This window comes from Actinoplanes solisilvae, from assembly GCF_003999975.1.
In the GTDB taxonomy this organism is placed as follows: domain Bacteria; phylum Actinomycetota; class Actinomycetes; order Mycobacteriales; family Micromonosporaceae; genus Actinoplanes; species Actinoplanes solisilvae.
In genome coordinates, this window is sequence record NZ_RJAC01000017.1 from 178573 (window position 1) to 200510 (window position 21938).

The window sequence follows — 21938 nt, forward strand, 5'->3', positions numbered from 1 at the left end:
GATCGCGATGCCTGACATACGACCCACAGTGGGCTCATCCGCGTTGGTTCTGAACGCCACCTACGAGCCGCTGTGCGTCGTATCTGTGCGTCGGGCGACCATCCTCCTGCTGACCGCCAAGGCGGAATGCGTCTCCGACGGTGACGGCATGCTGCACAGTGTGCACACGACCCTTCCCGTTCCCTCCGTGGTCCGTCTGACGCGGTACGTGAAAGTGCCGTACCGGACCCATGTCGGTCTCTCCCGCCGCGCGATCTTCGCGCGTGACGGCGGCCGCTGCGCCTACTGCCGCGGCTCGGCCGAGACCATCGACCACGTCTTCCCGCGCAGCCGCGGCGGCCTGCACGCCTGGGACAACGTCGTCGCCGCCTGCGCCAAGTGCAACCACAGCAAGGGCGACAAGACCCCCGCCGAGCTCGGTTGGCGGCTGCATTCCATACCGGCGGCGCCCCGGGGAGTCGCGTGGCGGGTGCTCGGGCACCGCACGCCCGACCCCCGCTGGTCAGACTGGCTTGACCTACCCGCCGCCCCGGCCGCAACGGCCGAGGCGGCTTGAGCTTCTGGCTCCGCTTCGCTTCGCGGGCAATTTGCGCCTGCCAACTCATCGACGGGCAAATCGCGAGTGGGGGTGGTCTACGCCTCCTTGGCGTCGACCAGGGAGGCGAAGACGACGATGTTGTCGGCGTAGCCGGTGCTGCCGCCGAGCCAGCGGCCGCCGCAGGTGACCAGGCGCAGTGACGGGCGGCTGAAGTCGCTGTAGACGCGCTGGGCCGGCAGCTTCCCCTTGTCGAAGTGTTCGACCGAGTTGACCTCGAAGACCGCGACCGAGTCGTCGGCCCGCGTGACCTCGATGCGCTGCCCGGGCTTCATCTTGGGCAAGGCGTGAAAGACCGAGGGCCCCGTACGGGTGTCAGCGTGCCCGACGATCAGGGCGGGCCCGAACTGTCCCGGGGTCGGCCCGCCGTCGAACCAGCCGGCCTCGTTGTGGCGGTTCAGCGGGGGAACACCGATCGACCCGTCGGCGGCCCGCCCCACCTCGAGGATCGGCGCCTGCACGTTGATCGCCGGGATGCTCAGGCGTTCGGGCCGGCTCGGCTCGAGCACCGGGAACGAGCGGGGCGGCGGTTCGTTCTTGTCCGACGAGCCGAAGAGGTCGGACAGGTCGATGCTGGTGGCCGCCCCGATGCCCATCGCCACCACGAACAGGCCCAGGAACAGCAGGGCGAGCGCGACCAGCCCGATCGGCCACGGCTTCTTGCCGCGCATCGGGCGCGGCGGCGTCTTGGGTCGCGGCCCGGGGTCGGAGGTGCGAAAGGGATGACGTCCCTGGGGCGGCTGCGGCGGCGGCAGCGGGCCCGTGATGGTGCCCGGCGGCGGCGCGACGATCTGAGCCGGCTGCTTGCGCAGCACCGAATCGGGCATGCCCTTGCGGGCGGTCACGGGCGGCGGCTCACGGCGGGCCACGCGCGCCTCAGCCGAGCCGCCGGCGGCGCAGGGAGAGCACGCCCAGCGCCAGAGCCGCCGCGATCACGGCGAGCCCGCCGCCGATCAGCAGGGGGGCCTGCCGCTCCGGGGCGGTGCCGCCCCCACCGGTCGCCGGGCCGCGCGCGGGCGCGACTTTCGCGACGACGTGCAGGGTGGCCGGTGCCCGTCCGCCGTCGGGGCAGCTCAGCTCGATCAGATAGTCACCCGGGCGGGTGCTCGAGGGGACCTTCGCCGTCGCGGTCAGGAATCCGTAGCGCGGGGCGACCGTGAGCGTGCCGAACAGGCCGGACGTGACCGTGGCCGCCTTGAGATTGTCGTCACAGGAGGCGCGCAGTCCGACTTCGTCGCCGGCGGGGATCGTGCTCGGGCTCAGCTCGAGGAAGATCGCCGCCCGGGCGGCCTGGGCCGGCTCGGCATCGAGAACCGGGATGAACAGGACGGGTGGGGTCAGAAGGAGCGTCGCCAGGACGGCGGGGACAGACTTGCGCATCAATTCCCCCTCCTGCCGTCCGAGGGCGCTTGAGGCACGAACGGCGCGTGTGGGTGATTTTCGCATCCCCGGGCACATTCCGCGTAGATCCCGACGGCGTGAGTCCGTCCGGCCGCCCCGCCCGCCACCCTCAAGCGGACTAACGGCCTTCTTCGAGACCCGGCGCTCCGGGAGAGTCCACGCTCCGCTACCGTGACTCTTGTTCGTGTCAACTGGGGAATTCAGGCGCCTGGGGGCGTTGAGGTTGTCGATTTCAAGTACCGTTCTGATCTTTTTGGTCATCCCGGTCGGCTTCATCGCGCTGGTGGCTTCGCTGGTCTTCGCAAGCAGCCGGCACGCGAGTCCGGACCGTCGTTACCGGCCTGGCCGGCCCTACGACTTCCAGCCGATCTGGTTCCTGGCGTCGCCGGAGCAGGTCACCGGCCACGGTGACGCCGGGCACGCGCAGAAGGCCCTGACCGGTCCGGTGCTGGAGGACAGCACCGGCGCCCGGGTGAAGCCCGGTTCCACAGGAGGCGCAAGTGACAGCTGGTGACCTGGCTCAGCAGGGTGGGCATGAGCAACCCCTGACCGAGCTCGACCATCCTGGTGGCGACACCATCGTGGCCCCGAGCCACCACATCTACGAGGGTCCCTTCACCACCCGGCAGCTGCTGCACCTCGACCACGCCCTGCGCGTGGCCGACCAGGCCACCGGCCTGACCTTCAGCGTCTACCTGGGTGAGTTCGAGACCCCGACGCGCGAGTTCGCCGAGAAGCTGCACAAGCAGGTCGACGACTCCGACCGGGCCGTGCTCATCGCGGTCTCGCCCAACCAGCGCAAGCTCGAGATCGTCACCGGCAACGAGGCGCGAAAGCGCATCTCGGACCGCGACTCGAAGCTGGCCGGCCTCTCGATGGCGGCCGCCTTCGCGGGTGGCGACCTGGCCGGCGGCGTGGTCGCCGGTATCGACCAGTTGGCCTCGCACGCCGGTCGCTCATAGTCAGATCACGGACAAAGCCCTCGCCCCACTCGCGTGGGACGAGGGCTTTTGCCGTTCGTGGGTATTCGTGTCCCGCCCGAAACCCGGCGGTAACAACGGTGTGTGAGTAGGCTCGTACTCCGTGCGACGGAGGTGATCTCGTTGGTGATGACGGGTCCGGCTACGAGCCCCCCGCTCCGGTGGAGCGCCCCGGACGGCCGATGGACCGAGCCCGACCTTCACCTGTTCCCGCAGGACGGTCACCGCTACGAGATCGTCGACGGCTGCCTGCATGTCTCCCCGCCCGAGCCCGAGTCGCACGAGACGCTGGTCCGCGCCGTGGTGACCACGCTGCGCTCGGCCGCGCCGCCCGGCTGGTGGGTCTGCGACCGGCTGGGCGTCGAGCTCGCCGGCAGCAACCTGGTGCCCGACGTGACCGTGCTGCGTCCCCGCTCGTCCGGCGCGATCTGGTGCGACCCGGCCGACGTCGCGCTGGTCGTCGAGATCGAGACGGCCGCCACCCGCCGCTTCGACCGGCTCCTCAAGCCCTCGCTCTACGCCGAGAACGGCATCCCGTCCTACTGGCGCGTCGAGCCCGGCCGCCTGAGCCCGATGCTGCGAACGTACGAACTCGGCGCCGCTCGCTATCGCGCGGTGCACAGCATCGAGGGCGCCGAGCCGGTCAAGCTCGACGCCCCCTATCCGGTCCGGGTCGCCCCGGCCGCGTGGATCTAGTTACCGGCCCGCTTCGATGTCCTTCGCGCGGGCCTTGAGGGCGCGGGTGACGCCGTCCTTGCCCTCGGCGACCAGCCGGCGCAGCGACGCGGGCTGTCCCTCACGGGCGAGCCAGGCGTCGGTGAGCTCCACCGTGCGCTCGTTGATCTGATAGACGGGGTAGCCCATCATCACGAACTCCTGCGCGGGCTCGCTGTCCGAGCGCTCCCACACGTCCGCGACGACCTCGAAGTACTTCGCGGCGTAGGGCGCGGTCAGCTCGACCTGCTTGGCGCTCTGGAAGCCGGAGAGCAGCGAGCGGTTGAGCCAGTTCGGCAGGTCGGCCTCGCCGGTCAGCTCGCCCCACACGCGGGCCTTGTTCTCGGCCGTGGGGATCAGCGCCCGGGCCACGGCCGCCTCGCGCTCGCCGCTGGCCGTACGGTCCGAGTTGAGCTCGTTCTCGATCTCCTCGTCGGTCGCCGCGCCCAGCGACGCGAGCGACTGCAGCAGCGACCAGCGCAGCTCGGTGTCGATGACCAGGCCCTCGGGCACGCCGTCGCCGTTGAGCCAGCCGCGCAGCACGCCCTGCTCCTCCGGCGTACGGGCGGCGGTGATGAACGACCGCGCCCAGCTGAGCTGCCAGCCGCTGCCCGGGGCGGCCTCGCCCAGGGCCCCGCGGGCCAGCTCGGCCAGCCGGGCCCAGCCGGTCGCCTGCCAGGCCGGGTCGGCGTACTGCGCGACGGCGGTGGCGGCCTGACGGGCCGTCCAGGTGGTGAGGTTGATGTCGGTCTCGGCGGGCAGACCCGAGCAGACCAGGGTCACGTAGTCGCGGGCGGCCATCTCGCCGTCGCGCAGCATGTCCCAGGCCGCGTTCCAGACCAGCGCCCGCGCGAGCGACGAGTCGAGCCCGGCGATGTGCTCGACGACCGTGGTCAGCGAGCCCTCGTCGAGGCGAAGCTTCGTGTACGACAGGTCGTCGTCGTTGAGCAGCAGCACGTCGGCCGCCCTGACGCCGGCCAGCGCGGGGATCTCGGTGCGCTCCCCGGTCACGTCGATCTCGAGCAGGTCGCGCCGCACCAGACGGTCGCCCTCGAGGTCGTAGAGGCCGACGCCGATGCGGTGGGTGCGCAGCGTCGGGTAGTCGGCCGGGGCCTCCTGGTGCACGACCACACTGCCGTACGTGCCGTCGGTGTTGATCTCGACGAGCGGGCGCAGCGTGTTGACCTGGGCCGTCTCGAGCCACTGGGCGGCGAACTTGCGCAGCTCGCGGCCGGACGCCGTCTCGAGCTCGGTGAGCAGGTCGTCGAAAGTGGCGTTGCCCCAGGCGTGCTTGCCGAAGTAGGCGCGCAGGCCGGTGAGGAACGAGTCGAGGCCCACGTAGGCCACGAGCTGCTTGATGACGCTGGCGCCCTTGGCGTACGTGATGCCGTCGAAGTTGACCTCGACGGCCTCGAGGTCGGGCATCTCGGTGTAGACCGGGTGCGTCGACGAGAGCTGGTCCTGGCGGTAGCCCCAGCTCTTACGCACCGACAGGAAGGTCGTCCAGGCGTCGGTGAAGCGGGTGGCCTCGGAGTTGCACCAGTGGCTGGCCCACTCGGCGAACGACTCGTTCAGCCACAGGTCGTTCCACCAGCGCATGGTGACGAGATCGCCGAACCACATGTGGGCCATCTCGTGCAGGATCGTGTTGGCCCGCTGCTCGTACTCGAAGTCGGTGACCTGCGAGCGGTAGATGTAGTGCGACTCGGCGTGCGTGACGCAGCCGAAGTTCTCCATCGCGCCGGCGTTGAAGTCGGGCACCCAGAGCTGGTCGTACTTCGGCAGCGGGTAGCGCACGCCGAACTGCTCGTGGAAGAAGTCGAAGCCCTCTTTGGTGACCTTGAACAGGTCGTCCGGGTCGAGGTATTGAGCCATCGAGGCGCGGCAGAAGACGCCCAGCTCGATGCCGTCGTGCTCGTCGCGCACCTCGTGGTAGGGGCCCGCGCAGAGCGCCGTGATGTAGGTGCTCATCCGCGGCGACTGCTGGAAGTGCACGGTCTTGGCGCCGGGACCGGCCGCCTCGTCGCGCTCGACCGGCATGTTCGAGATGACCTTCCAGTGCGCCGGCACGGTGGCGTGCCACGTGTAGACGCTTTTGAGGTCGGGCTGGTCGAAGCAGGCGTAGACGCGCTGGGCGTCCGCCGTCTCGAACTGGCTGTAGAGGTAGACCTCTTTGTCGACCGGGTCGGGGCTGCGCTGCAGACCCTGCCCGCTCGCCGAATAGGCGAAGTCGGCGTCGACGACCAGCTCGTTCTCGGCGGCCAGCCCGGTCAGGGTCAGGCCCTTCTCGGCCGAGAAGCCGGTCAGGTCGAGCGCCTCGCCGTTCAGCGTGGCCGTCCGCACCGAGGCGGCCGCAGTCTCGATGAAGGTCTCCGCACCGGGCTCGCGGCAGGTGAACGTCACGACCGTGGTGGAGCGGAAGGTGCCGTCGCCGGGGTTGCCGTGGCCGTCGGTCAGATCCAAGGTGATGTCGTATCCGGTGACCTCCAGCAGGCGTGCCCGCTCGGCCGCCTCCACCTGGGTCAAATTTCGAACTCCGGCCACAGCCACTCTCCTCTGAGCGCACAAGCTTTCCACCGCCAGCCTAGGCGGACCTCGGGTGGCACACCTCACCCGGATCGAGACCGCCACAGATAGGTGTCGAAAGATAGTTGCTTGCGGGAGTATCTATCCATGACTGAACGCGCCACCGTCGACATGTGGTTCGACCCCGCCTGCCCGTGGGCCTGGATGACCTCCCGCTGGCTCCTCGAGGTCGAGAAGGTGCGACCCCTCGACATCCGCTTCAACGTGATGAGCCTGGCGGTGCTCAATCAGGGCCGCGACCTGCCCGAGGAGTACCAGTCCTTCCTCGACAAGGCCTGGGGCCCCGTCCGGGTCTGCATCGCCGCCGAGGAGGCCGCCGGCCCGCAGGTGCTGAGGGATCTCTACACCGCCCTCGGCACCCGCATCCATCTGCAGAAGTACGAATTCGGCGAGAAGCTCTACACCGAGGCGCTGACCGAGGTGGGCCTCGACCCGGCGCTGGCCGACGCGGCCGGCAGCGACGCCTGGGACGACGCGCTGCGCGGCAGCCACGACGCCGGTATGAAGCCGGTCGGCATGGACGTAGGCACCCCCGTCATCCACGCCCCCGGCCCGGACGGGGGCGACGACAAGATCGCCTTCTTCGGCCCGGTGGTGACCCCGGCGCCCAAGGGTGAGGCCGCGGGCCGCCTGTGGGACGGCGTTCTCCTGGTCGCCGGCACCCCCGGCTTCTACGAGATCAAGCGCACACGTGACGTGGGTCCCATCTTCGACTGATCGCCGAAAGGCACGACCCGGTCCTTCCGTCCGTCGTTGGATGGGGTGATGCACACCCGATCCAACGCGGAGGCCGGAATGGAAGACTCCGACGCCGTCGCCCCGTCCACCATCGCGGTGCACCGAGGCGACTGGACCAATCTCCCGCCCGAGGTGGCCGAGCTGGTCGCGCCGCCGGTCACGGTCTCGGCGATTCCCTTCGAACGCCCGATCGGAAACTGGCGCCGTGGTCAGCAGGCCAGGTCACGGGGCAACATGCCCGTCGGCAAGCACGACAGGGCGGCCCGGTAGCTTTTCTTCCATGACGGTCGTGCACCCGATCAGCCGGGCCTGGGTCACCACAGGTGGCACCGGCGCTCAGAACTACGACGAATTCGCCGACGACGCCGAAATAACGTCCATCATCGCCGACAATCCGCATAGTTCCCTCGCTGTCGAGATGCCGCACCTGGCACCCGACTCGCTCGGCAAGTCCTTCCTCGACTCGCTGCCCGAGGCGATCGCCCGGCTCGCGCTCGACCGCGCCGAGGGTTTCTACACCCCGGCCGACGAGGTTGTCGTGCTCTACCGCATCACCGCGCCCGGCGAGCCTTCGGCGTACGGGCTGTGGAGCATGGTCGACACCGGCGAGATCTCGACCAGCGCCGCCGAGCCCGGCCTCGTGATCCGCAACGAGGACGTGTTCCTCGAGAAGGTCCGCGAGCGCGTGGCCCTGGCCGAGGCGGTGTCGACGCTGCTGTCGCCCGTGCTGCTGCTCCAGACGGCCCAGGGCGACCGGCTGCACGCGGCCCTCGCCGCCGCCACCGACAACGCCGGCGCTCCCGCCGCGACCGACGTCGACCAGAGCGGCCGCACCCACGCCATCTGGGTCCTCGGCCCCGGCCCCCAGCAAGACGAACTGACCGCTCTGGCCGGTGGGGGAGAGCTCGTGGTCGCCGACGGCAACCACCGCAGCCTGGCCGCCCAGACCGCCGGCCTGCCCCGCTTCCTGGCCGTGGTCACCACGCCCGCCTCGGTCGCCATCCAGCCCTACAACCGCCTGGTCAGCGAGCTGACGCTGCCTCTCGACGAGCTGCTGGCGCGGCTGCGCGCGGCCGGCGCGACGGTCACCGACGTGCCCCGACCGGCACAGATCCCGGCCAAGGGCACCATCGAGCTGTACGCCTCCCATTTGCCCGGGTTCTCCGCGCCGTCCGGAGGACCAGGCGTCGGTAGCGGCACAGGCCGTACGTTCACCGTTGGGCTCCCGGTCAACGTGAACCTGCCCGACGTTGACAACCTCGACCACGCGCTGGTCGAGCGGGTGCTGCTGCGTGACGTGCTCGGGCTCGACCCGGGCGACAAGCGGATCAACTACGTGGGCGGCGACTACCCGGCCGAGTGGCTGCGCGGCGAGGTCGACGGCGGCCGCGCCGAGCTGGCCGTCCTGATCGCACCCGTGACCGTCGACGACTTCGTACGGGTGAACCTGGAGCGTCAGAAACTGCCGCGCAAGAGCACCTGGTTCACCCCGAAGGCCCGCGGCGGCCTGGTCCTGGCCCAGCTCGACTAGGTCTCACATGGCCTTGAATCCCCATCCGACCACCCCACCCACCACCCTTTGAAATGACATTGAATCCTCAAGTCCTGGCGGCGGCCGAGCTTCGTGCCCGGCCGCCCGCCGAGGTGCTCGCCGCCGACCCGTACGAGCAGCTCAAGTTCACACGGCAGGCGATGGAGGACGCGGTCGACGTCGAGTGCGGCCCGGCGCTGCCGCTGCCCGTGGTCGTCGACGTCGACGCCGACGGGGTGCCCGCCCGGCTCTACGCCAGCCGCGTCGACGCCCCCGTCTTCGTCTACGTGCACGGCGGCGGCTGGGCCTACGGCAGCATCGAGACAGTCGACCGGGTGTGCCGGCGCATCGCCGACCGGTCCGGCTGCGCGGTGCTGTCCGTCGGCTACCGCCTCGCCCCGGAACATGTGTTCCCGGCCGCGCTCGACGACGTCGAGACCGTCCTGGCCTACGTGCGCAAGTCCGGCGCCGAGCTCGGCGTCGACCCGTCCCGGCTGGCGATCGGCGGGGACAGCGCGGGCGGTCAGCTCGCCACCGTGGCCGCGCGCCGGCAGCGGGACGCGGTGAGCCCGCTCGACGGCCAGGTGCTGATCTACCCCGCCATCGACCCGATGACGGCCTCGGAGTCGTACGACGAAGTGGGCTCCTACGGTCTGGACCGGGCCTCGATGAAGCTGGCCTGGGAGACCTACGTCCCCGATCCGATGACGCGGTTCACGCCTGACGTCGCGCCGCTCGCCGCGGAAGACCTCGCCGGCATGCCGCCCACGCTGATCATCACCGCCGAGTACGACGTGCTGCGCGACGAGGGCGCCGACTACGCCGACGCGTTGCTGGCCGCCGGGGTGCCCGTGGTGCACACCCGCTACATGGGGGTGAATCATGGGTTCGCCCGCAAGCTCGCGGTGATCGACGACGCGCGGGTGGCGACCGATCAGGTTGCCGCCTACCTGCGCGCGCTCTTGTGCTTCTGACGTCGCCTTTTTTGAGAGAGTGAGACCATGCGCGTCTACCTGGGTTCCGACCACGCCGGTTACGAGCTGAAGATGCACCTCGTCAACCACCTGATCAAGCAGGGCCACGACGTCGTGGACGTGGGACCGCACGTCTACGACCCGGAGGACGACTACCCGGCGTTCTGTCTGCACACCGGGGCCCAGGTCGTCGCCGACGAGGGCTCGCTGGGCATCGTGATCGGCGGCTCGGGCAACGGCGAGCAGATCGCGGCCAACCTGATCGACGGGGTGCGTGCCGCCCTGGTCTGGCGCACCGAGATCGCCCAGCTGGCCCGGCAGCACAACGACGCCAACGTCATCGCCATCGGCGCCCGCGAGCACACCCTCGACGAGGCGACGTCCTTCGTCGAGACGTTCCTGGCCACCCCGTTCTCGGGCAACCCGCGTCACGCCCGCCGCATCGCCCAGCTGGCCGACTACGAGCGCAACCGCCCGACCCTGCCGCCCCTGCCAGCTAGCTGAGCTGGGCTTATGGCTCCGCTTTGCTCCGCGGCGATTTGCCCCCTGAGGCCGATGAGATGACGCACGGTTTTTCGACGCCGCGGGGTTTGCGGCGGCGGAAAACCGCACGTCATCTCATCGACGGGCAAATCGCGGGTAGTACTCGTTAATCGCGCTCGTCACCGATTTCGGGGGAGTTCCTCGCGGGGGACCCAGTTGCGGCGGACGATCGTCAGGTTGTGGTCGGCGTCGGCCAGGTCCTGGTCGGTGGGGCGGGCCGCGTCCCGGGCGCGCATCGCCGCGCCCACGCTGACCTGCGACGAGCCTGAGCCGACTAGGCCGCGCAGTCCCCGTTCCAGCTCCCGGTCGTCGCCCGCGGCCGCGCCCGGCACGGGGCGGCGGCCGTTGCCGTTGCGTGGTGGCCGCGCCACCCTTTCAACGGGAGCGGGAGTGGGAGCTGGACCTGGAGCTGGCACCGGGTCGGCGATGGGCTCGGTCATGGCCGCGCCCTCGGGCGGCCCGGCGGCCTCGTCGGCGCCCGGCGGCGGGGCGGGCGTGGCGGCGTGTGAGGGACGCACGCGGCGGCGTCGGCGTTCGGGCTCACCCATGCCGCCGACGCTACCGTGCGCATCGTCAGAACACCTCGATGGCGCTCGGCGCCCGGTGCCACCCGAAGGCCGTCGACGGCAGGTTGCCGGTGAACGTCTGGATGCGGCCCGCGGCGGCGAGCGCGGTCAGGGCCGTGCCGCCGAGGTAGGCCGCGCCCAGCTCGGTGACGCCACAGGCGAAATCGGGGGCCTCCTCGGTGCGCACGCAGGAGGCCTTGTCCTGATCGCCGACCAGCCGCCACCGGCCGCTGTTGGCCTCGAGAACCGGATCGGTCACCTCGAACACCACGTCGACCGGCGCCGCGTAGCGCCGGGCCTCGAGCGCGGCCGGGAGGTCGACCAGCCGCACCCACAGCGCGTCGTCGTAGGTGCGGCTGAGCAGGCGCGGATCGTCGACCATGAACTGGAGCGGCTCGTCGACGGTGGCGAAGTGGTACGACGCGCTTCGCGTCAGGTCGATGTTCAGCAGGAACCGCCACAGCTCCGCGTAGACGCCGGTGTCGCCCGCGATCAGCTCGGTGACCCGCACGGCGGAGTTCGGGCCCTGCGGGGTCCAGTCGTTCTTCACGCGCCACAGGGCGTACCCGGCGGGCCCGTCCGCGGTCTCGTAGAGCACGCCGCGCAGCTCGGTGGCGCCGCCACGCTGGTCGTCGCCGTCGTCCAGCAGGTAGTCCCACCAGTAGCCGGGGCGGCTGGACCAGCCGACCCGGTGCCCGCGCTGCGCCTCGTGCACCGCGACCAGGTCCGCTCGCGCGTTCTTCGGCTCGATCAGCCGGAACCGCCCGGCCGGCGCGGCGGGCCCGGTGAGCTTGACCTCGCGACTGCGGATGTCGAAGCGCAGCCGGTGAACGGCCGGCCCGTAGCCGTAGCGCGGGTAGATCGCCGCCTCGCTGGCCCAGAGCGCCGCGACCGGTTCGCGGCCGGCGCCGGCGATATCGGTGAGCTGGCGCCGCATCATCGCGGTGAGCAGGCCCCGGCGGCGGTGCGTGGGGGAGACGGCCACGCCGGTCACGTGTGCGACCGGGATGACATTGCCCGGCACGGTCATGTCGCGCGTCTGGACGGCCGCGCTGCCGACGATCTCACCCCCGTCCTCCACGACGAGTGAGCGTTCCGGCTCGATGATCTTCTTCTCGAGATCGCGCAGCTCGTCGCTCTTGTGCTCGTTGAACGCGTAGAGAAGGTGGTCGGCGATCGCACGCCGGTCGTTCTCGGTGGCGGCGCGCAGGCGCACGGATTGGTCCATGCGCACCTGTGTAGCGGAGTCCGGCCTCGGGAGCGAATGATTTGTCGGGTCGCTACTCTCGATGTGGGCGGGGGCGACGCCCCGCCGACCGGAGGGGGAATCGATGCCTGAGCAACCGCAGTGGTCGGAGCGGACGCTCGACATGCCACCGCAGGATCCCTGGGCCGACGCGCCCACGACGCCTGTGCACGGTCCGCCACCCACCGAGCAGTTTCCGGCCGCACCCGCGCCGGACCTGCCGTTCAGCCAGGGCCGCGCTCAGGTCAGCGCGCGCCCCCGGGCCGACCACGAGCCCACCGGCACGGGCTGGCCCGGCGCCGGCGCTCCGTCGGCTCACCCCAGCATCAGCTGGAAGTGGAGCGAGCTGCGCCTGGGCGGCGAGTGGACGAGTGCCGCGGTGCTGTTCGCCTTCGTCTGCTGGGGCATCTGGGCACTGTCGGGCGAGGGCCCGATCGGCACGCCGATGGTCGTGCTGCTCGTGACGCTCGCCGTCGCCGTCGGCGTCTTCTGCCTGGCCCGCGTCGTGGGTCACCTGGTGCTGGAGCGCCAGCTGGGCCGCGTCCGGCGCACCGCGCGCGGCTCACACCTGGTCACGGCCCTGTTCCTGGCCGGCGTCGGCGTGACCCACCTGCAGCAGACCGAGTGGGTGATGGACGCCGTCCACTGGGTGGCCGACCTGTTCGTCAACTGACGGGCCGGCGCGGTTCTAGCTGACGGGTTTGCCCCCGGTGATGCCAAGCACCTCGCCGGTCGTGTAACTCGACTCCGGGCTCGCGAAGTAGACGTAGGCGGACGCCAGTTCGGCCGGCTGTCCCGGCCGGCCGAGCGGCGTGTCCGCGCCGAACTTCCGCACCTTCTCGTCGACCATCGTCGCCGGGATGAGCGGCGTCCAGATCGGCCCCGGCGCCACCGCGTTGACCCGGATGCCCTGCTCGGCGAGATCCTCGGCCAGCGCCTTGGTGAACGCGACGATGCCGCCCTTGGTGGTCGCGTAGTCGAGCAGCGCACTCGACGACTGGTACGCCTGGATCGACGCCGTGTTGATGATCGTCGCGCCGGGCCCCATGTGCGGCACCGCGGCCCGGCTGATCCAGAACATCGCGTACAGATTGGTCTTCATGACCCGGTCGAACTGCTCGGTCGTGATGTCACTGATCCCGCCCGGCTGGGCCATCTGATAGGCCGCGTTGTTCACCAGGATGTCCAGCCCGCCGAGCTCGCTCACGGCCCGCTCGACGATCGCCTTGCAGTGCTCCTCGTCCCGGATGTCCCCCGGCACCCGTACGGCTTTCTGCCCCGCCGTCTCGATGAGCCCGGCGGTCTCGGCGGCGTCCTCTTCCTCCTCGGGCAGATAGCTGATCAGCACGTCGGCCCCTTCGCGAGCGAACGCGATGGCCACCGCCCGTCCGATCCCCGAGTCCCCACCCGTGATGACCGCCTTCCGTCCCACCAGCCGCCCCGAGCCACGGTAGCTGTCCTCACCGTGGTCGGGGCGGTCCGGCATCGCGTTCGTCGAGCCCGGCGGCTCTTGGTTACCGCCGTCGAGTGGGGATCGGGGATACAGGTTTCTCGGGTCCATGCCCTCCGCTTGCCCGTTCAGGGCCGGTTCATGCGCGCGGTTCCGATACATGAGCAGCCACGATGCGCCACCCATGTGGCAGCCGCACCCACGTCTGCGACTGACGGCCCAGCACCTCGCCGCCCGGATAGCAGAACAGGGTGTTCACCAGAGCAACCCCGTTCCCGTACGACTGAATGATCGTGTCCTTGAGGCGCCGGCCGGGCGGCAGTGGTGGTTGAGCGAGCCGCCACGCCCGTTGTTCATCAAGACCGACCTGCTGGTCGGCGATCCCGTAGCGCACCGTCCCCTCGGCGAAGAAGCCGAGCATCGCCTCTACGTCGTTGGCGACCAGAGCCTTCTCGTACGCCTCGAAGGCCGCTGCCACCTCGATGAGCACCTCCGGATCATCGCGTCGCACTGGTGGCCCCCTCGGCCGGCACGGGCACACCGCCCTCGGGCGCCTCGGTGAAGGTGTTGCCCTCGAAGCTGTCCATCTCGTCCTGGCCCGGCACGCGCGGCACGGGCTTGCTGAGCGCGAAAAGCACGCAGACGACCGTTAGGAACAGATATCCGAGCGTCACCTGCCCGTCCGCGTTCCACTGCACCTTCTCGGCGTGGATCAATCCGATGAAGCTGAGCACCGCGCCCGATCCCGCGAATACCGCCGCGTGCCAGAAGCGCTTGTCGATGATGAACGCGACGATCGCCCCGAGCACGAGCCCGGCCAGGATCGCCCCCTCGCCGAGCGTTCGGAGCCCGTCGTAGACCACGCCCGCCCCGGCCAGCGCGCTGGTCCCGACCTCGGCCGCCGAGGTCCCGGCGGCCGCCAGCGCGTTGTCCATCTGCCCGGTGGCCCACTGCGCGATGTTGGGGATGAGCGCCGCCACCACCGCGGCCGCGTGCGCCTTCGGGGTCGCCTGGAACGCCTGAGCGCCGATCAGCAGGCCGATGTAGAGCAGGATCGGCACGATCGCGGCCGTCGGCAGGATCGCCCCGAGCAACCCGAACAGGCCGAAAAAGCACAGCAGAGCGATCACGACGCCGGTCGCCATCGAATAGCCGGTGCGGCCGCCCGCCGCCTTCCAACCCGGGTGTCCGACATAGACGGCCGGCGGGAACGGCGAGCCGAGACACGAGCCGATCACCGCGCCGGCTCCGTCGGCCAGCAGCACACTACGAAGGTTGTAGCGATCACCGGCGGTCGCGGCGCTCTCTACGTTGGTCATCGCCTCGGTGAAGTTGTAGACGCCGAGCGGGATCGCGGTCGCCAGCAGCGGCGCCATGTCGGCCAGGCCGTCGAGGAGCAGGCCGAACTTCAGGTGCGGGAAGGCGAACGCGATGTCGCGGGCGGCCGAGGTCACGTCGGGCACCGACATGGCCCCGCCGATCCAGCCGATCGCGGTGCCGACGAGCAGCGCGGCCAGCCCGATCGGGAAGTTGTAGGGCAGTTTGACGTCGGTGAGCAGGCCGATCAGCAGCAGCCCGAAGACCGGCAGCGCGATCCACGCGTAGTTCCACATGTTCCCGGCCGGGTTCATCGAGATGAAGGTGATCGAGATGCCGGCCAGGGTGCCCAGCAGCGCTGCCTTCGGCGCATATTTGCGGATGTACGGGCCGACGAACGCCCCGATCAGCACGATGACGCCGATGATGAACGCCCACGCGATGCCCGCCGTCCAGGCCGCGACCGGGTTCTTGGTGGTCAGGTAGATCGGCAGCATGATCACGAAGATCACGATGAACATATGCGGCACGCTCGGGCCGTACGGCAGGGCGGTGACGTCGGAGCGTCCCTCGCGCGCGGCCAGCCGCCGGGCCAGGAACGTGTAGAAGATGTTGCCGGCGACCAGCGCGATGCCGAGTGCGGGCAGGATGACGCCGAAGACGTCGGCGGCCGGCATCCCGATGACGCCGATGCAGAGCCCGGTGAGGGTTAGCACGTTGACCAGGACGTTGACGCCGAAGCCGAAGAAGGCGTTCGTGTCGCCGCGAACCCAGTAGGGAAGCCGTGCCGTCGCAACTCCTGGTGTCATCGCAACTCCTCGAGGGCGGAGATCAGGGTGGGGGAGTCGGCGACCCAGCCGAAGATGCCGCCCTGCGCGGCGATCATCTCCAGCCCGACGCGCTGGAACTCGGGAAAGTAGGAGCCGACGCAGTCGGCCGGCACGAGACACTCGTACCCGCGGTCATTAGCCTCGCGGACCGTGGTGTGCACGCAGACCTCGGTCGTGACGCCCGTCACCACCAGGCTGCGCGCGCCGAACTTGTCGAGAACGTCGGACAGGTCGGTGGCGTAGAAAGCGCCCTTGCCCGGTTTGTCGACGACGACCTCGCCGTCGACGGGCTGCAACTCGTCGACGATGTCGTGGCCGTACTCCCCGCGTACGAGGATGCGGCCGAACGCGCCCGGGTCCCCGATGCGTTTCGAGGGGGCGCCCCGCCGCAGCTTGGCGGGCGGACAGTCCGACAGATCGGGTAGATGACCCTCACGGGTGTGGACGATCGGCAACCCTGCCGTTCGCCAGGCGGCCATCAGCGCGGCCAGCGGCTCGATCGCGCGGCTGAGCTGGCCGACGTCGTTGCCCAGGCTCTCGCCGAACCCGCCCGGCAGCAGGAAATCGCGCTGCATGTCGATGACCAGCAGCACCGTGCTCTCGAGATCGAAGGTGAAGGGACCCGGCTTCGCGTCGACGGTCGGCATGATCACGCCTCCGTCGCCGCGATGACGTCGTCCGAGGTGGCGACGCAGCCGAAGACCCCGCCCTGCATGGTGACCATGTGCAGGGCGGCTGAGTGGTTGCCGGGATCGGTGGCCCCCGTGCAGTCGCTCAGGATCAGGCACTCGTACCCGCGGTCGTTCGCCTCGCGCATCGTCGTGTGCACGCAGACGTCAGTCGTGATGCCGGTCAGAATCAGATGCGAGATGCCGCGGGTACGCAGCACGAGGTCGAGATTGGTGGCATAGAAGGCGCCCTTGCCCGGCTTGTCGATCACCACCTCGCCGGCCACGGGTTCGACCTCGGGCACGATCTCCCACCCGGGCTCGCCCTTGATCAGGATCCGTCCGCACGGCCCTTCCGAGCCGATTTCCGCCCCGATCCGCGCCGACCGCCACCGCTTGTTGGCCGGCAGGTCGGACAGGTTCGGGTCGTGCCCCTCCCTGGTGTGGATCACGAGCATCCCGAGCTCCCGCGCGTGCGCCAGCAGTCGCGCGGTAGCCGGCAGCCCGGCCCGGGTCAGCTCGATGTCGTAGCCCATCGAGTCGACGTAGCCGCCTTTTCCGCAGAAGTCGGTCTGCCAGTCGATGCAGATGAGCGCCGTCCGCGGCACAGGCACCGTGCCGTCGTACGGCCAGAGGTACGGGTCGGCCTTGACCGGCCCGATCGTTGCGGTCATCAGGTGGCTCCTCTCGCCCGGAAGTTCCGCCAGCCGCCGCTGGCAGTGATGTCCTCGGCCCCGGTCGCCGCGTAGGCCTCGCACAGAAACCCGGTGACCTCCGTGCCGTCGTGCAATGCGATCCGGCCCAGCGACAGCGGGGCCGCGATGCCGGCCAGGAAGCCCCCGACCTGGGCCGCGGGCAGCTGCCAGAGCTCCACGTCGATCGCCTCGCCGCTCGCGTCGCGTACCAGTCCCGGTGCGCCCAAGGGCAGGTGATAGAGGCGATAGCAGGGTGCGGTGCGGGCAGTGCCGGCCGGCGTGGCCCCGCGGTCGAGCAGTTCGTGGTGGCGTGGTTCGCCGCTCAGGTGCAGCCCCACGACGGCGAGCGTCATCGTGTCCTCGACCGGCAGCGACCGGGCGTACATGGCCAGCGTCTCGTCGCTGAAGGCCGGCCCGAAGAGCGTGATCGACGCGGGCCGCCCGTCCGCCGTGAACCCGTTCGGCACGGTCACGGCCGCGAGGTCGAGCAGATTCGCGAACTGCGTGTATCGCCCCAGCAGCAGGTTGCGTCCGATCGGATCGCCGGCGATCTCGTCGTACGTGAAGGTCGTGCCGATCGTCGGGAGCACCAGCACGTCGATCCGCTCCCACAGGCGATCGGTCGCGGCCTTGAGCTCTTGCAGCCGGTGCTGGGCGCGGAACGCGTCGACCGCCGAGAACTTGAGTCCCGTCTCGAGCACGGCCCGGGTCACCGGCAGCACCGACTGCGGATGCGACGCCAGGAATTCCCCGAGGCCGGCCAGCCGCTCGGCCACCCAGGGCCCGCGATAGAGCAGGTCCCCGGCCTCCAGCAGCGGCCCGACATCGACCGTCGCGGCCCCGACGACCCTTGAGAACGCCTTTTCCTGCCCCGCGTCCCCGAAGAAATCCAGGCTTTCCGGTACGCCCACCCGCGGCTCGGCGATCAGCTCACGGTGCCCCTCCCGCGACCACGGGTCGTCCCGTACGCGGCCCCGCGCGACCCGCATCACCCGGTCAGCGGTGGTCAGGTCCCGCGCGAACACCGACACGCAGTCGAGCGATCGGCAGGCCGGCACCACCCCGAGCGTGCTCAGCAGCCCCCGCGTCGGTTTGATGCCCACGATCCCGTTGAGCGCGGCCGGCACCCGTCCGGACCCGGCCGTGTCGGTGCCGAGCGCGAAGACCACCGTCCCATCGGCAACGGCCACAGCCGATCCCGAGCTCGATCCACCCGAGATGAGCCCGCCCCCGAAGACGCTCTCCGCCACCCCGTACGGCGAGCGCGCCCCCGTCAGTCCCGTGGCGAACTGATCGAGGTTCGTCTTGCCGACCACCACCGCGCCCGCGTCGACCAGCCGCTGCACCACGGCCGCGTTGCGCTGCGGCACGTACGCGAAGTCAGGGCATCCCGCCGTGGTCGGAAGCCCCGCCACATCGATGTTGTCCTTGACCGCGAACGGCACCCCGGCCAGCGGCAACCCGGGATCGATGGCCGCCACCCGCTCGCGCAGCTGCCCCTCCGAGAAGGTGCTGATCCACACCCCCTCGGCTGCCGGCCGACCGAGCACTTCCTCGACGAACGCGTCTGCATCCACATCGTCGATTGTCGACAATTCTGTTACAGCGAAGCCGACGCTTTGTAACGGCGCGATTTCGCTGGGCTCGCATGGGCCCCGTTCTCTGGCCGACGACCCGGAATTTTGAGGCTAGTTGTCGGATTTCTTGGAACGGGGCCGACGGATGGAGGGCCACACGGCGACCGCGATCATCACCACGCCGAGTGCCATCAGCGTTATCCAGAGTGCGGCCATCGCGCGACAGTACCTCCGGTGCGGGCACTTGCGGATGCGCGGAACGTGCCTGATTCCGGCGGCCCGTGGGCCGTGGGGGCGCGGCGCCGGGCCGCCACCCGGCGCCGCGCGTCTCAGCCGGCGTGGGTGCCCCGGCCAAGAGCTCTGGACCCTGCTCCCGTTCCAGACGCCCGCGCAAAGGTAATCCCAAACTTAGACAATCGTCTATTAGCTGCCCCTTAAATCGCACACAGAATCAGCCTCCCGTCACCCACGGCGACCGGAGCGCCGGGACGTGGGAAGGGTGGCGGCCGGGGCCGTGCGGGGGCCGACCCGCCGACTGCGGCGCCGAGACGGCGACGGGTGCCGGGCGACGGTGGCGAGACTGGCAGACTCACCAGAGTGAGCGACGGGGAGCTGCAGACGTACAGTCTCGTGGAGCTGGCGGTGGAACGCCTGCGGCTGGAGATCTTGAGCGGCCGCAGCGAGCCGGGCCAGCGCCTCATCGAGGAGCAACTGACCCGCCGCCTGGGCATCAGCCGTGCACCGCTGCGAGAGGCCATGCGCCTGCTGGCCCAGCAGGGCCTGGTCGAGCACATCCCCCGGCGAGGCGCCCGGGTCGCGACGCTGTCCGACGACGACGTGCGCGAACTCTACGAGGTCCGCGACGTGCTGGAGCGACACGCCATCGCGACCATGCCGGATTCCCCCGACCTGACCCGCCTCCGCGCCACGCTGGACGTGATGCGCCTGGCCACCGCCTCCGACGACCGCCTGGAGCTGGCCAACGCCCACCGCCGTTTCCACACCGAGGTGGTGGCCCTGGCCGGAAACCGCCAACTGACCGCCCTGTACGGCTCGCTGCTCGTCCGAATCCAGCTCTACATGGCCGTCAACATGCAACGAGAGGCCGAGGCAACCCGCTCCGACGACGGCCTGCAACGCCACGAACGCCTACTGACCGCCCTGGAACAGGGCACCCCCTCAGCAATCCTGACAGCCCTAACCACCCACGGCGCCCGCGCCTACTTGACGTAACCCCACGTCACCCGCACGCCACGAACATGATCCGCCCGCCGAGCCGGGTTGGCGTATGCCGGAAGCCTGACCGAGAACCGCCCGCCCACCCGTCGTGCTGAGCCGGCGTACGCCAGGAACTTGATCTTGGTCTGCCCGCCCACCCGTCGTGCTGAGCCGGCGTACGCCAGGAACTTGATCTTGGTCTGCCTGCCCACCCGTCGTGCTGTGGTGGTGTACGCCAGGAACTTGATCTTGGTCTGCCTGCCCACCCGTCGTGCTGTGGAGGTGTACGCCAGGAACTTGATCTTGATCTGCCTGCCCACCCGTCGTGCTGTGGTGGCGTACGCCAGGAACTTGATCTTGATCTGCCCGCAACCAACGACGGCCAGTAACCAGCCGTAACGTGGGGGTCTGGGGGCTCGGCCCCCAGGTAAGAATGCGAGCCGCCCCGGTCCGCGCACTCCGCGGACAGGGGGGAGCCAAAGGCGAGCGGGCGACGAGAATCGAACTCGCGTAATCAGTTTGGAAGACTGAGGCTCTACCATTGAGCTACGCCCGCAAGCCCCCGTCGAGGACGGGGGTTCTGGGACAGCTTACTGAATCATCTCCCGTCCACGCGAACCGGATTCCCCTCCAGGTGACTCCAGCGCACGCGCGTGGAAGCGGACCGCATACACTGGCCGTCGCCACGGGGTGTGGCGCAGCTTGGTAGCGCACTCGCTTTGGGAGCGAGGGGCCGTGGGTTCAAATCCCGCCACCCCGACTGACATCAACTATCCGCGCAACAAGGAGTACGCCTGTGAAGAGCACCGTCGAGACTCTGAGCCCGACTCGGGTGAAGCTCGCCATCGAGGTGCCGTTCGACGAGCTCAAGCCGAGCCTGCAGAAGGCGTACCGGGAGATCGGCGCGCAGGTGCAGGTGCCGGGCTTCCGTCGCGGCAAGATCCCGTCAGCGGTCATCGACCAGCGGGTCGGACGGGGCGCGGTCCTGAACGAGGCGGTCCAGGAGGCCATCCCGCAGAAGCTTCTCGAGGCCGTGCAGGAGCACGACGTCAAGACGCTGGGCCGGCCCGACGTCGAGATCACCGAGTTCGCCGACAACGAGCCGCTGCGGTTCACGGCCGAGGTCGACGTCCGTCCCGAGATCACCGTGCCCGACCTGTCGACGATCTCCGTCACGGTTCCGGCGGTCGAGATCGGCGACAACGAGATCGATGAGCAGATCAACGGCCTGCGTGAGCGTTTCGCCACGCTGAAGACCGTCGAGCGGCCGGCCGCCGAGGGCGATTACGTGCAGCTCGACCTGAAGGCGACCGTCGACGGCGAAGAGGTTCCGGGCGGTTCCGCCACGAACATCTCGCACGAGGTTGGCAGCAAGCAGCTTCTTCCGGGTCTCGACGAGGTCCTGGTGGGCCTGGTCGCCGGCGCCGACGCCAACTTCACCACTCAGCTCGTGGGCGGCGACTTCGCCGGCCGTGACGCCGAGGTCGAGGTCACGGTGCGCAGCGTCAAGGACAAGCAGCTTCCCGAGATCGACGACGACTTCGCCCAGATGGCGAGCGAGTTCGACACGCTCGACGAGCTCAAGGGCGACCTGCGCGAGCGGCTGACCAAGGTCAAGAAGGTCGAGCAGATCTACGCCGCCCGTGACGAGGCGCTCAAGCAGCTCGTCGAGGCTGCGAACATCCCCGCTCCCGAGGGTGTCGTCAAGGACGAGGTCGAGGGCCGCAAGCAGGCCATGACCGACCAGCTCGAGCGCATCGGCGCGACGCTGCAGGACTATCTGACCTCGGAGGACAAGACCGAGGAGCAGATCGACCAGGAGCTGACCGAGGCCGCTCAGGAGGGCGTCCGCATTCAGCTGCTGCTCGACACCGTCGCCGACGCCGAGGACGTTCAGGTCTCCGACGACGAGTTCGGCCACGAGATCGTGCACCGGGCGCAGCGCGCTCAGATGCAGCCTCAGCAGTACTACGACCAGCTCGTGCAGTCGGGCGCGGCCGCCGCGGTCTTCGGTGACGTTCGCCGGGGCAAGGCGCTGGCCTCCGTGATGGAGCAGGTCGAGATGAAGGACGCCGACGGCACGGTCCTGACCCTCGACGACCTCCGCGCCGCCAGCGAGGACGAGCACGCCGGTCACAACCACTGAGTTAGCTCTAGGGTGGAAGCCGTCGCTCTGTGGGGCGGCGGCTTCCGCGTTTCTCCGGTCCCGTGCGCTGTCAGCGAACACCCGCCTGAGCGGGAAGCTGATGCGCATAAGACCGGTTAGGTTGGTCGTACGACGGACAACCTGCCGGCCGCGTTCTGGCCGA

At 69.8% G+C, this 21938-nt stretch carries 24 protein-coding genes and 2 tRNA genes; 13 read left to right on the top strand and 13 right to left on the bottom strand.

The genetic code is table 11. The annotated features are described in order from the left end of the window. Window positions 1-7 precede the first annotated feature (7 nt). Window positions 8-556, top strand: a complete 549-nt coding sequence (locus tag EER30_RS33005) for an HNH endonuclease (RefSeq protein WP_127504577.1) — start codon at window positions 8-10, stop codon at window positions 554-556. A gap of 77 nt (window positions 557-633) precedes the next feature. On the opposite strand, the gene EER30_RS33010 is transcribed toward EER30_RS33005, so the two are convergent. After that, complete coding sequence (locus EER30_RS33010) at window positions 634-1464, bottom strand: class F sortase (protein WP_240670449.1); 831 nt, start codon at window positions 1462-1464, stop codon at window positions 634-636. 7 nt (window positions 1465-1471) lie between these two features. After that, entirely contained in the window at window positions 1472-1975 is a 504-nt protein-coding gene (locus EER30_RS33015; RefSeq protein ID WP_127504578.1) for a hypothetical protein, read from the bottom strand. 244 nt (window positions 1976-2219) lie between these two features. On the opposite strand from EER30_RS33015, the gene ctaJ reads away from it, so the two are divergent. From ctaJ to EER30_RS33030, 3 genes are all read left to right on the top strand, one after another. Continuing rightward, window positions 2220-2510, top strand: a complete 291-nt coding sequence (gene ctaJ, locus EER30_RS33020) for an aa3-type cytochrome oxidase subunit CtaJ (RefSeq protein WP_240670450.1) — start codon at window positions 2220-2222, stop codon at window positions 2508-2510. Window positions 2511-2574: 64 nt separating this feature from the next. Beyond that, the gene (locus EER30_RS33025) at window positions 2575-2958 is read left to right on the top strand and encodes a DUF5130 family protein (protein ID WP_240670455.1); all 384 of its coding nucleotides are present in this window, start codon (window positions 2575-2577) and stop codon (window positions 2956-2958) included. Window positions 2959-3105: 147 nt separating this feature from the next. Further along, window positions 3106-3672: a Uma2 family endonuclease gene (locus tag EER30_RS33030; protein WP_127504579.1), complete on the top strand. Its 567-nt coding sequence runs from the start codon at window positions 3106-3108 to the stop codon at window positions 3670-3672. Here the strand turns inward: EER30_RS33030 and pepN are convergent, their stop codons facing one another. After that, window positions 3673-6234 (bottom strand): aminopeptidase N, encoded by a 2562-nt coding sequence (pepN, locus tag EER30_RS33035; RefSeq protein ID WP_127504580.1) that lies wholly within the window; start codon window positions 6232-6234, stop codon window positions 3673-3675. 129 nt (window positions 6235-6363) lie between these two features. Here pepN and EER30_RS33040 point away from each other — a divergent pair, with 129 nt between their 5' ends. The 5 genes from EER30_RS33040 to EER30_RS33060 all read left to right on the top strand — a co-directional run bounded on the left by EER30_RS33040 (window position 6364) and on the right by EER30_RS33060 (window position 10023). Next, window positions 6364-6993, top strand: coding sequence for a mycothiol-dependent nitroreductase Rv2466c family protein (locus EER30_RS33040; protein WP_127504581.1), 630 nt, complete (start codon window positions 6364-6366; stop codon window positions 6991-6993). A 78-nt stretch (window positions 6994-7071) separates the two neighbouring features. Next, the gene (locus tag EER30_RS33045) at window positions 7072-7284 is read left to right on the top strand and encodes a hypothetical protein (RefSeq protein ID WP_127504582.1); all 213 of its coding nucleotides are present in this window, start codon (window positions 7072-7074) and stop codon (window positions 7282-7284) included. Between the two features lie 10 nt (window positions 7285-7294). Further along, entirely contained in the window at window positions 7295-8545 is a 1251-nt protein-coding gene (locus EER30_RS33050; RefSeq protein WP_127504583.1) for a DUF1015 family protein, read from the top strand. 53 nt (window positions 8546-8598) lie between these two features. Next, a complete protein-coding gene (locus tag EER30_RS33055; RefSeq protein WP_127504584.1) occupies window positions 8599-9519 on the top strand; it encodes an alpha/beta hydrolase in 921 nt (306 codons plus the stop codon). 27 nt (window positions 9520-9546) lie between these two features. Continuing rightward, window positions 9547-10023, top strand: a complete 477-nt coding sequence (locus EER30_RS33060; RefSeq protein WP_127504585.1) for a ribose-5-phosphate isomerase — start codon at window positions 9547-9549, stop codon at window positions 10021-10023. Window positions 10024-10181: 158 nt separating this feature from the next. Here the strand turns inward: EER30_RS33060 and EER30_RS33065 are convergent, their stop codons facing one another. After that, on the bottom strand, window positions 10182-10610 hold the full coding sequence (locus tag EER30_RS33065; protein ID WP_127504586.1) for a hypothetical protein: 429 nt from the start codon (window positions 10608-10610) through the stop codon (window positions 10182-10184). A 25-nt stretch (window positions 10611-10635) separates the two neighbouring features. Further along, complete coding sequence (locus EER30_RS33070) at window positions 10636-11856, bottom strand: GNAT family N-acetyltransferase (protein ID WP_127504587.1); 1221 nt, start codon at window positions 11854-11856, stop codon at window positions 10636-10638. A gap of 103 nt (window positions 11857-11959) precedes the next feature. Here EER30_RS33070 and EER30_RS33075 point away from each other — a divergent pair, with 103 nt between their 5' ends. After that, complete coding sequence (locus EER30_RS33075) at window positions 11960-12547, top strand: DNA-directed RNA polymerase II (RefSeq protein ID WP_127504588.1); 588 nt, start codon at window positions 11960-11962, stop codon at window positions 12545-12547. Window positions 12548-12562: 15 nt separating this feature from the next. Here the strand turns inward: EER30_RS33075 and EER30_RS33080 are convergent, their stop codons facing one another. From EER30_RS33080 to atzF, 6 genes are read right to left on the bottom strand one after another with little or no spacing between them, the layout of a single operon-like run. Further along, window positions 12563-13435 carry a glucose 1-dehydrogenase gene (locus EER30_RS33080; protein WP_127504589.1) on the bottom strand — a complete coding sequence of 291 codons (873 nt, stop codon included), beginning with the start codon at window positions 13433-13435 and terminating at the stop codon, window positions 12563-12565. 28 nt (window positions 13436-13463) lie between these two features. After that, on the bottom strand, window positions 13464-13835 hold the full coding sequence (locus tag EER30_RS33085) for an AtzH-like domain-containing protein (RefSeq protein ID WP_127504590.1): 372 nt from the start codon (window positions 13833-13835) through the stop codon (window positions 13464-13466). Next, window positions 13822-15450 (bottom strand): permease family protein, encoded by a 1629-nt coding sequence (locus EER30_RS33090; RefSeq protein ID WP_127504591.1) that lies wholly within the window; start codon window positions 15448-15450, stop codon window positions 13822-13824. The genes EER30_RS33085 and EER30_RS33090 overlap by 14 nt, the downstream gene beginning before the upstream one ends. Beyond that, window positions 15447-16118 (bottom strand): cysteine hydrolase family protein, encoded by a 672-nt coding sequence (locus EER30_RS33095; RefSeq protein WP_127504592.1) that lies wholly within the window; start codon window positions 16116-16118, stop codon window positions 15447-15449. The genes EER30_RS33090 and EER30_RS33095 overlap by 4 nt, the downstream gene beginning before the upstream one ends. A gap of 2 nt (window positions 16119-16120) precedes the next feature. Continuing rightward, window positions 16121-16813 carry a biuret amidohydrolase gene (gene biuH, locus EER30_RS33100; protein WP_127504593.1) on the bottom strand — a complete coding sequence of 231 codons (693 nt, stop codon included), beginning with the start codon at window positions 16811-16813 and terminating at the stop codon, window positions 16121-16123. After that, complete coding sequence (atzF, locus tag EER30_RS33105; protein WP_127504594.1) at window positions 16813-18411, bottom strand: allophanate hydrolase; 1599 nt, start codon at window positions 18409-18411, stop codon at window positions 16813-16815. Before atzF ends, biuH begins: the two co-directional genes overlap by 1 nt. A gap of 597 nt (window positions 18412-19008) precedes the next feature. Here atzF and EER30_RS33110 point away from each other — a divergent pair. After that, on the top strand, window positions 19009-19644 hold the full coding sequence (locus EER30_RS33110; RefSeq protein ID WP_127504595.1) for a GntR family transcriptional regulator: 636 nt from the start codon (window positions 19009-19011) through the stop codon (window positions 19642-19644). On the opposite strand, the gene EER30_RS33115 is transcribed toward EER30_RS33110, so the two are convergent. Together EER30_RS33115 and EER30_RS33120 are read right to left on the bottom strand one after the other, a co-directional pair. Then, the gene (locus tag EER30_RS33115; RefSeq protein WP_127504596.1) at window positions 19632-19949 is read right to left on the bottom strand and encodes a hypothetical protein; all 318 of its coding nucleotides are present in this window, start codon (window positions 19947-19949) and stop codon (window positions 19632-19634) included. The genes EER30_RS33110 and EER30_RS33115 overlap by 13 nt on opposite strands. Before the next feature lie 165 nt (window positions 19950-20114). Next, window positions 20115-20185, bottom strand: a tRNA-Gly gene (locus EER30_RS33120). 130 nt (window positions 20186-20315) lie between these two features. Between EER30_RS33120 and EER30_RS33125 the strand changes: the two genes are divergently transcribed. Together EER30_RS33125 and tig are read left to right on the top strand one after the other, a co-directional pair. Continuing rightward, window positions 20316-20389 (top strand) — tRNA-Pro (locus EER30_RS33125). A gap of 36 nt (window positions 20390-20425) precedes the next feature. Beyond that, a complete protein-coding gene (tig, locus tag EER30_RS33130; RefSeq protein WP_127504597.1) occupies window positions 20426-21775 on the top strand; it encodes a trigger factor in 1350 nt (449 codons plus the stop codon). Window positions 21776-21938 lie beyond the last annotated feature (163 nt).

What these genes read in the sequence shown, in the direction of transcription:
- EER30_RS33005 (WP_127504577.1), top strand. Translation starts at nt 8, where the DNA reads ATGCCTGACATACGACCCACAGTGGGCTCATCCGCGTTGGTTCTGAAC.
- EER30_RS33015 (WP_127504578.1), bottom strand. Translation starts at nt 1,975, where the DNA reads ATGCGCAAGTCTGTCCCCGCCGTCCTGGCGACGCTCCTTCTGACCCCA.
- EER30_RS33030 (WP_127504579.1), top strand. Translation starts at nt 3,106, where the DNA reads ATGACGGGTCCGGCTACGAGCCCCCCGCTCCGGTGGAGCGCCCCGGAC.
- EER30_RS33040 (WP_127504581.1), top strand. Translation starts at nt 6,364, where the DNA reads ATGACTGAACGCGCCACCGTCGACATGTGGTTCGACCCCGCCTGCCCG.
- EER30_RS33045 (WP_127504582.1), top strand. Translation starts at nt 7,072, where the DNA reads ATGGAAGACTCCGACGCCGTCGCCCCGTCCACCATCGCGGTGCACCGA.
- EER30_RS33050 (WP_127504583.1), top strand. Translation starts at nt 7,295, where the DNA reads ATGACGGTCGTGCACCCGATCAGCCGGGCCTGGGTCACCACAGGTGGC.
- EER30_RS33055 (WP_127504584.1), top strand. Translation starts at nt 8,599, where the DNA reads ATGACATTGAATCCTCAAGTCCTGGCGGCGGCCGAGCTTCGTGCCCGG.
- EER30_RS33060 (WP_127504585.1), top strand. Translation starts at nt 9,547, where the DNA reads ATGCGCGTCTACCTGGGTTCCGACCACGCCGGTTACGAGCTGAAGATG.
- EER30_RS33065 (WP_127504586.1), bottom strand. Translation starts at nt 10,610, where the DNA reads ATGGGTGAGCCCGAACGCCGACGCCGCCGCGTGCGTCCCTCACACGCC.
- EER30_RS33070 (WP_127504587.1), bottom strand. Translation starts at nt 11,856, where the DNA reads ATGGACCAATCCGTGCGCCTGCGCGCCGCCACCGAGAACGACCGGCGT.
- EER30_RS33075 (WP_127504588.1), top strand. Translation starts at nt 11,960, where the DNA reads ATGCCTGAGCAACCGCAGTGGTCGGAGCGGACGCTCGACATGCCACCG.
- EER30_RS33080 (WP_127504589.1), bottom strand. Translation starts at nt 13,435, where the DNA reads ATGGACCCGAGAAACCTGTATCCCCGATCCCCACTCGACGGCGGTAAC.
- EER30_RS33090 (WP_127504591.1), bottom strand. Translation starts at nt 15,450, where the DNA reads ATGACACCAGGAGTTGCGACGGCACGGCTTCCCTACTGGGTTCGCGGC.
- EER30_RS33095 (WP_127504592.1), bottom strand. Translation starts at nt 16,118, where the DNA reads ATGCCGACCGTCGACGCGAAGCCGGGTCCCTTCACCTTCGATCTCGAG.
- biuH (WP_127504593.1), bottom strand. Translation starts at nt 16,813, where the DNA reads ATGACCGCAACGATCGGGCCGGTCAAGGCCGACCCGTACCTCTGGCCG.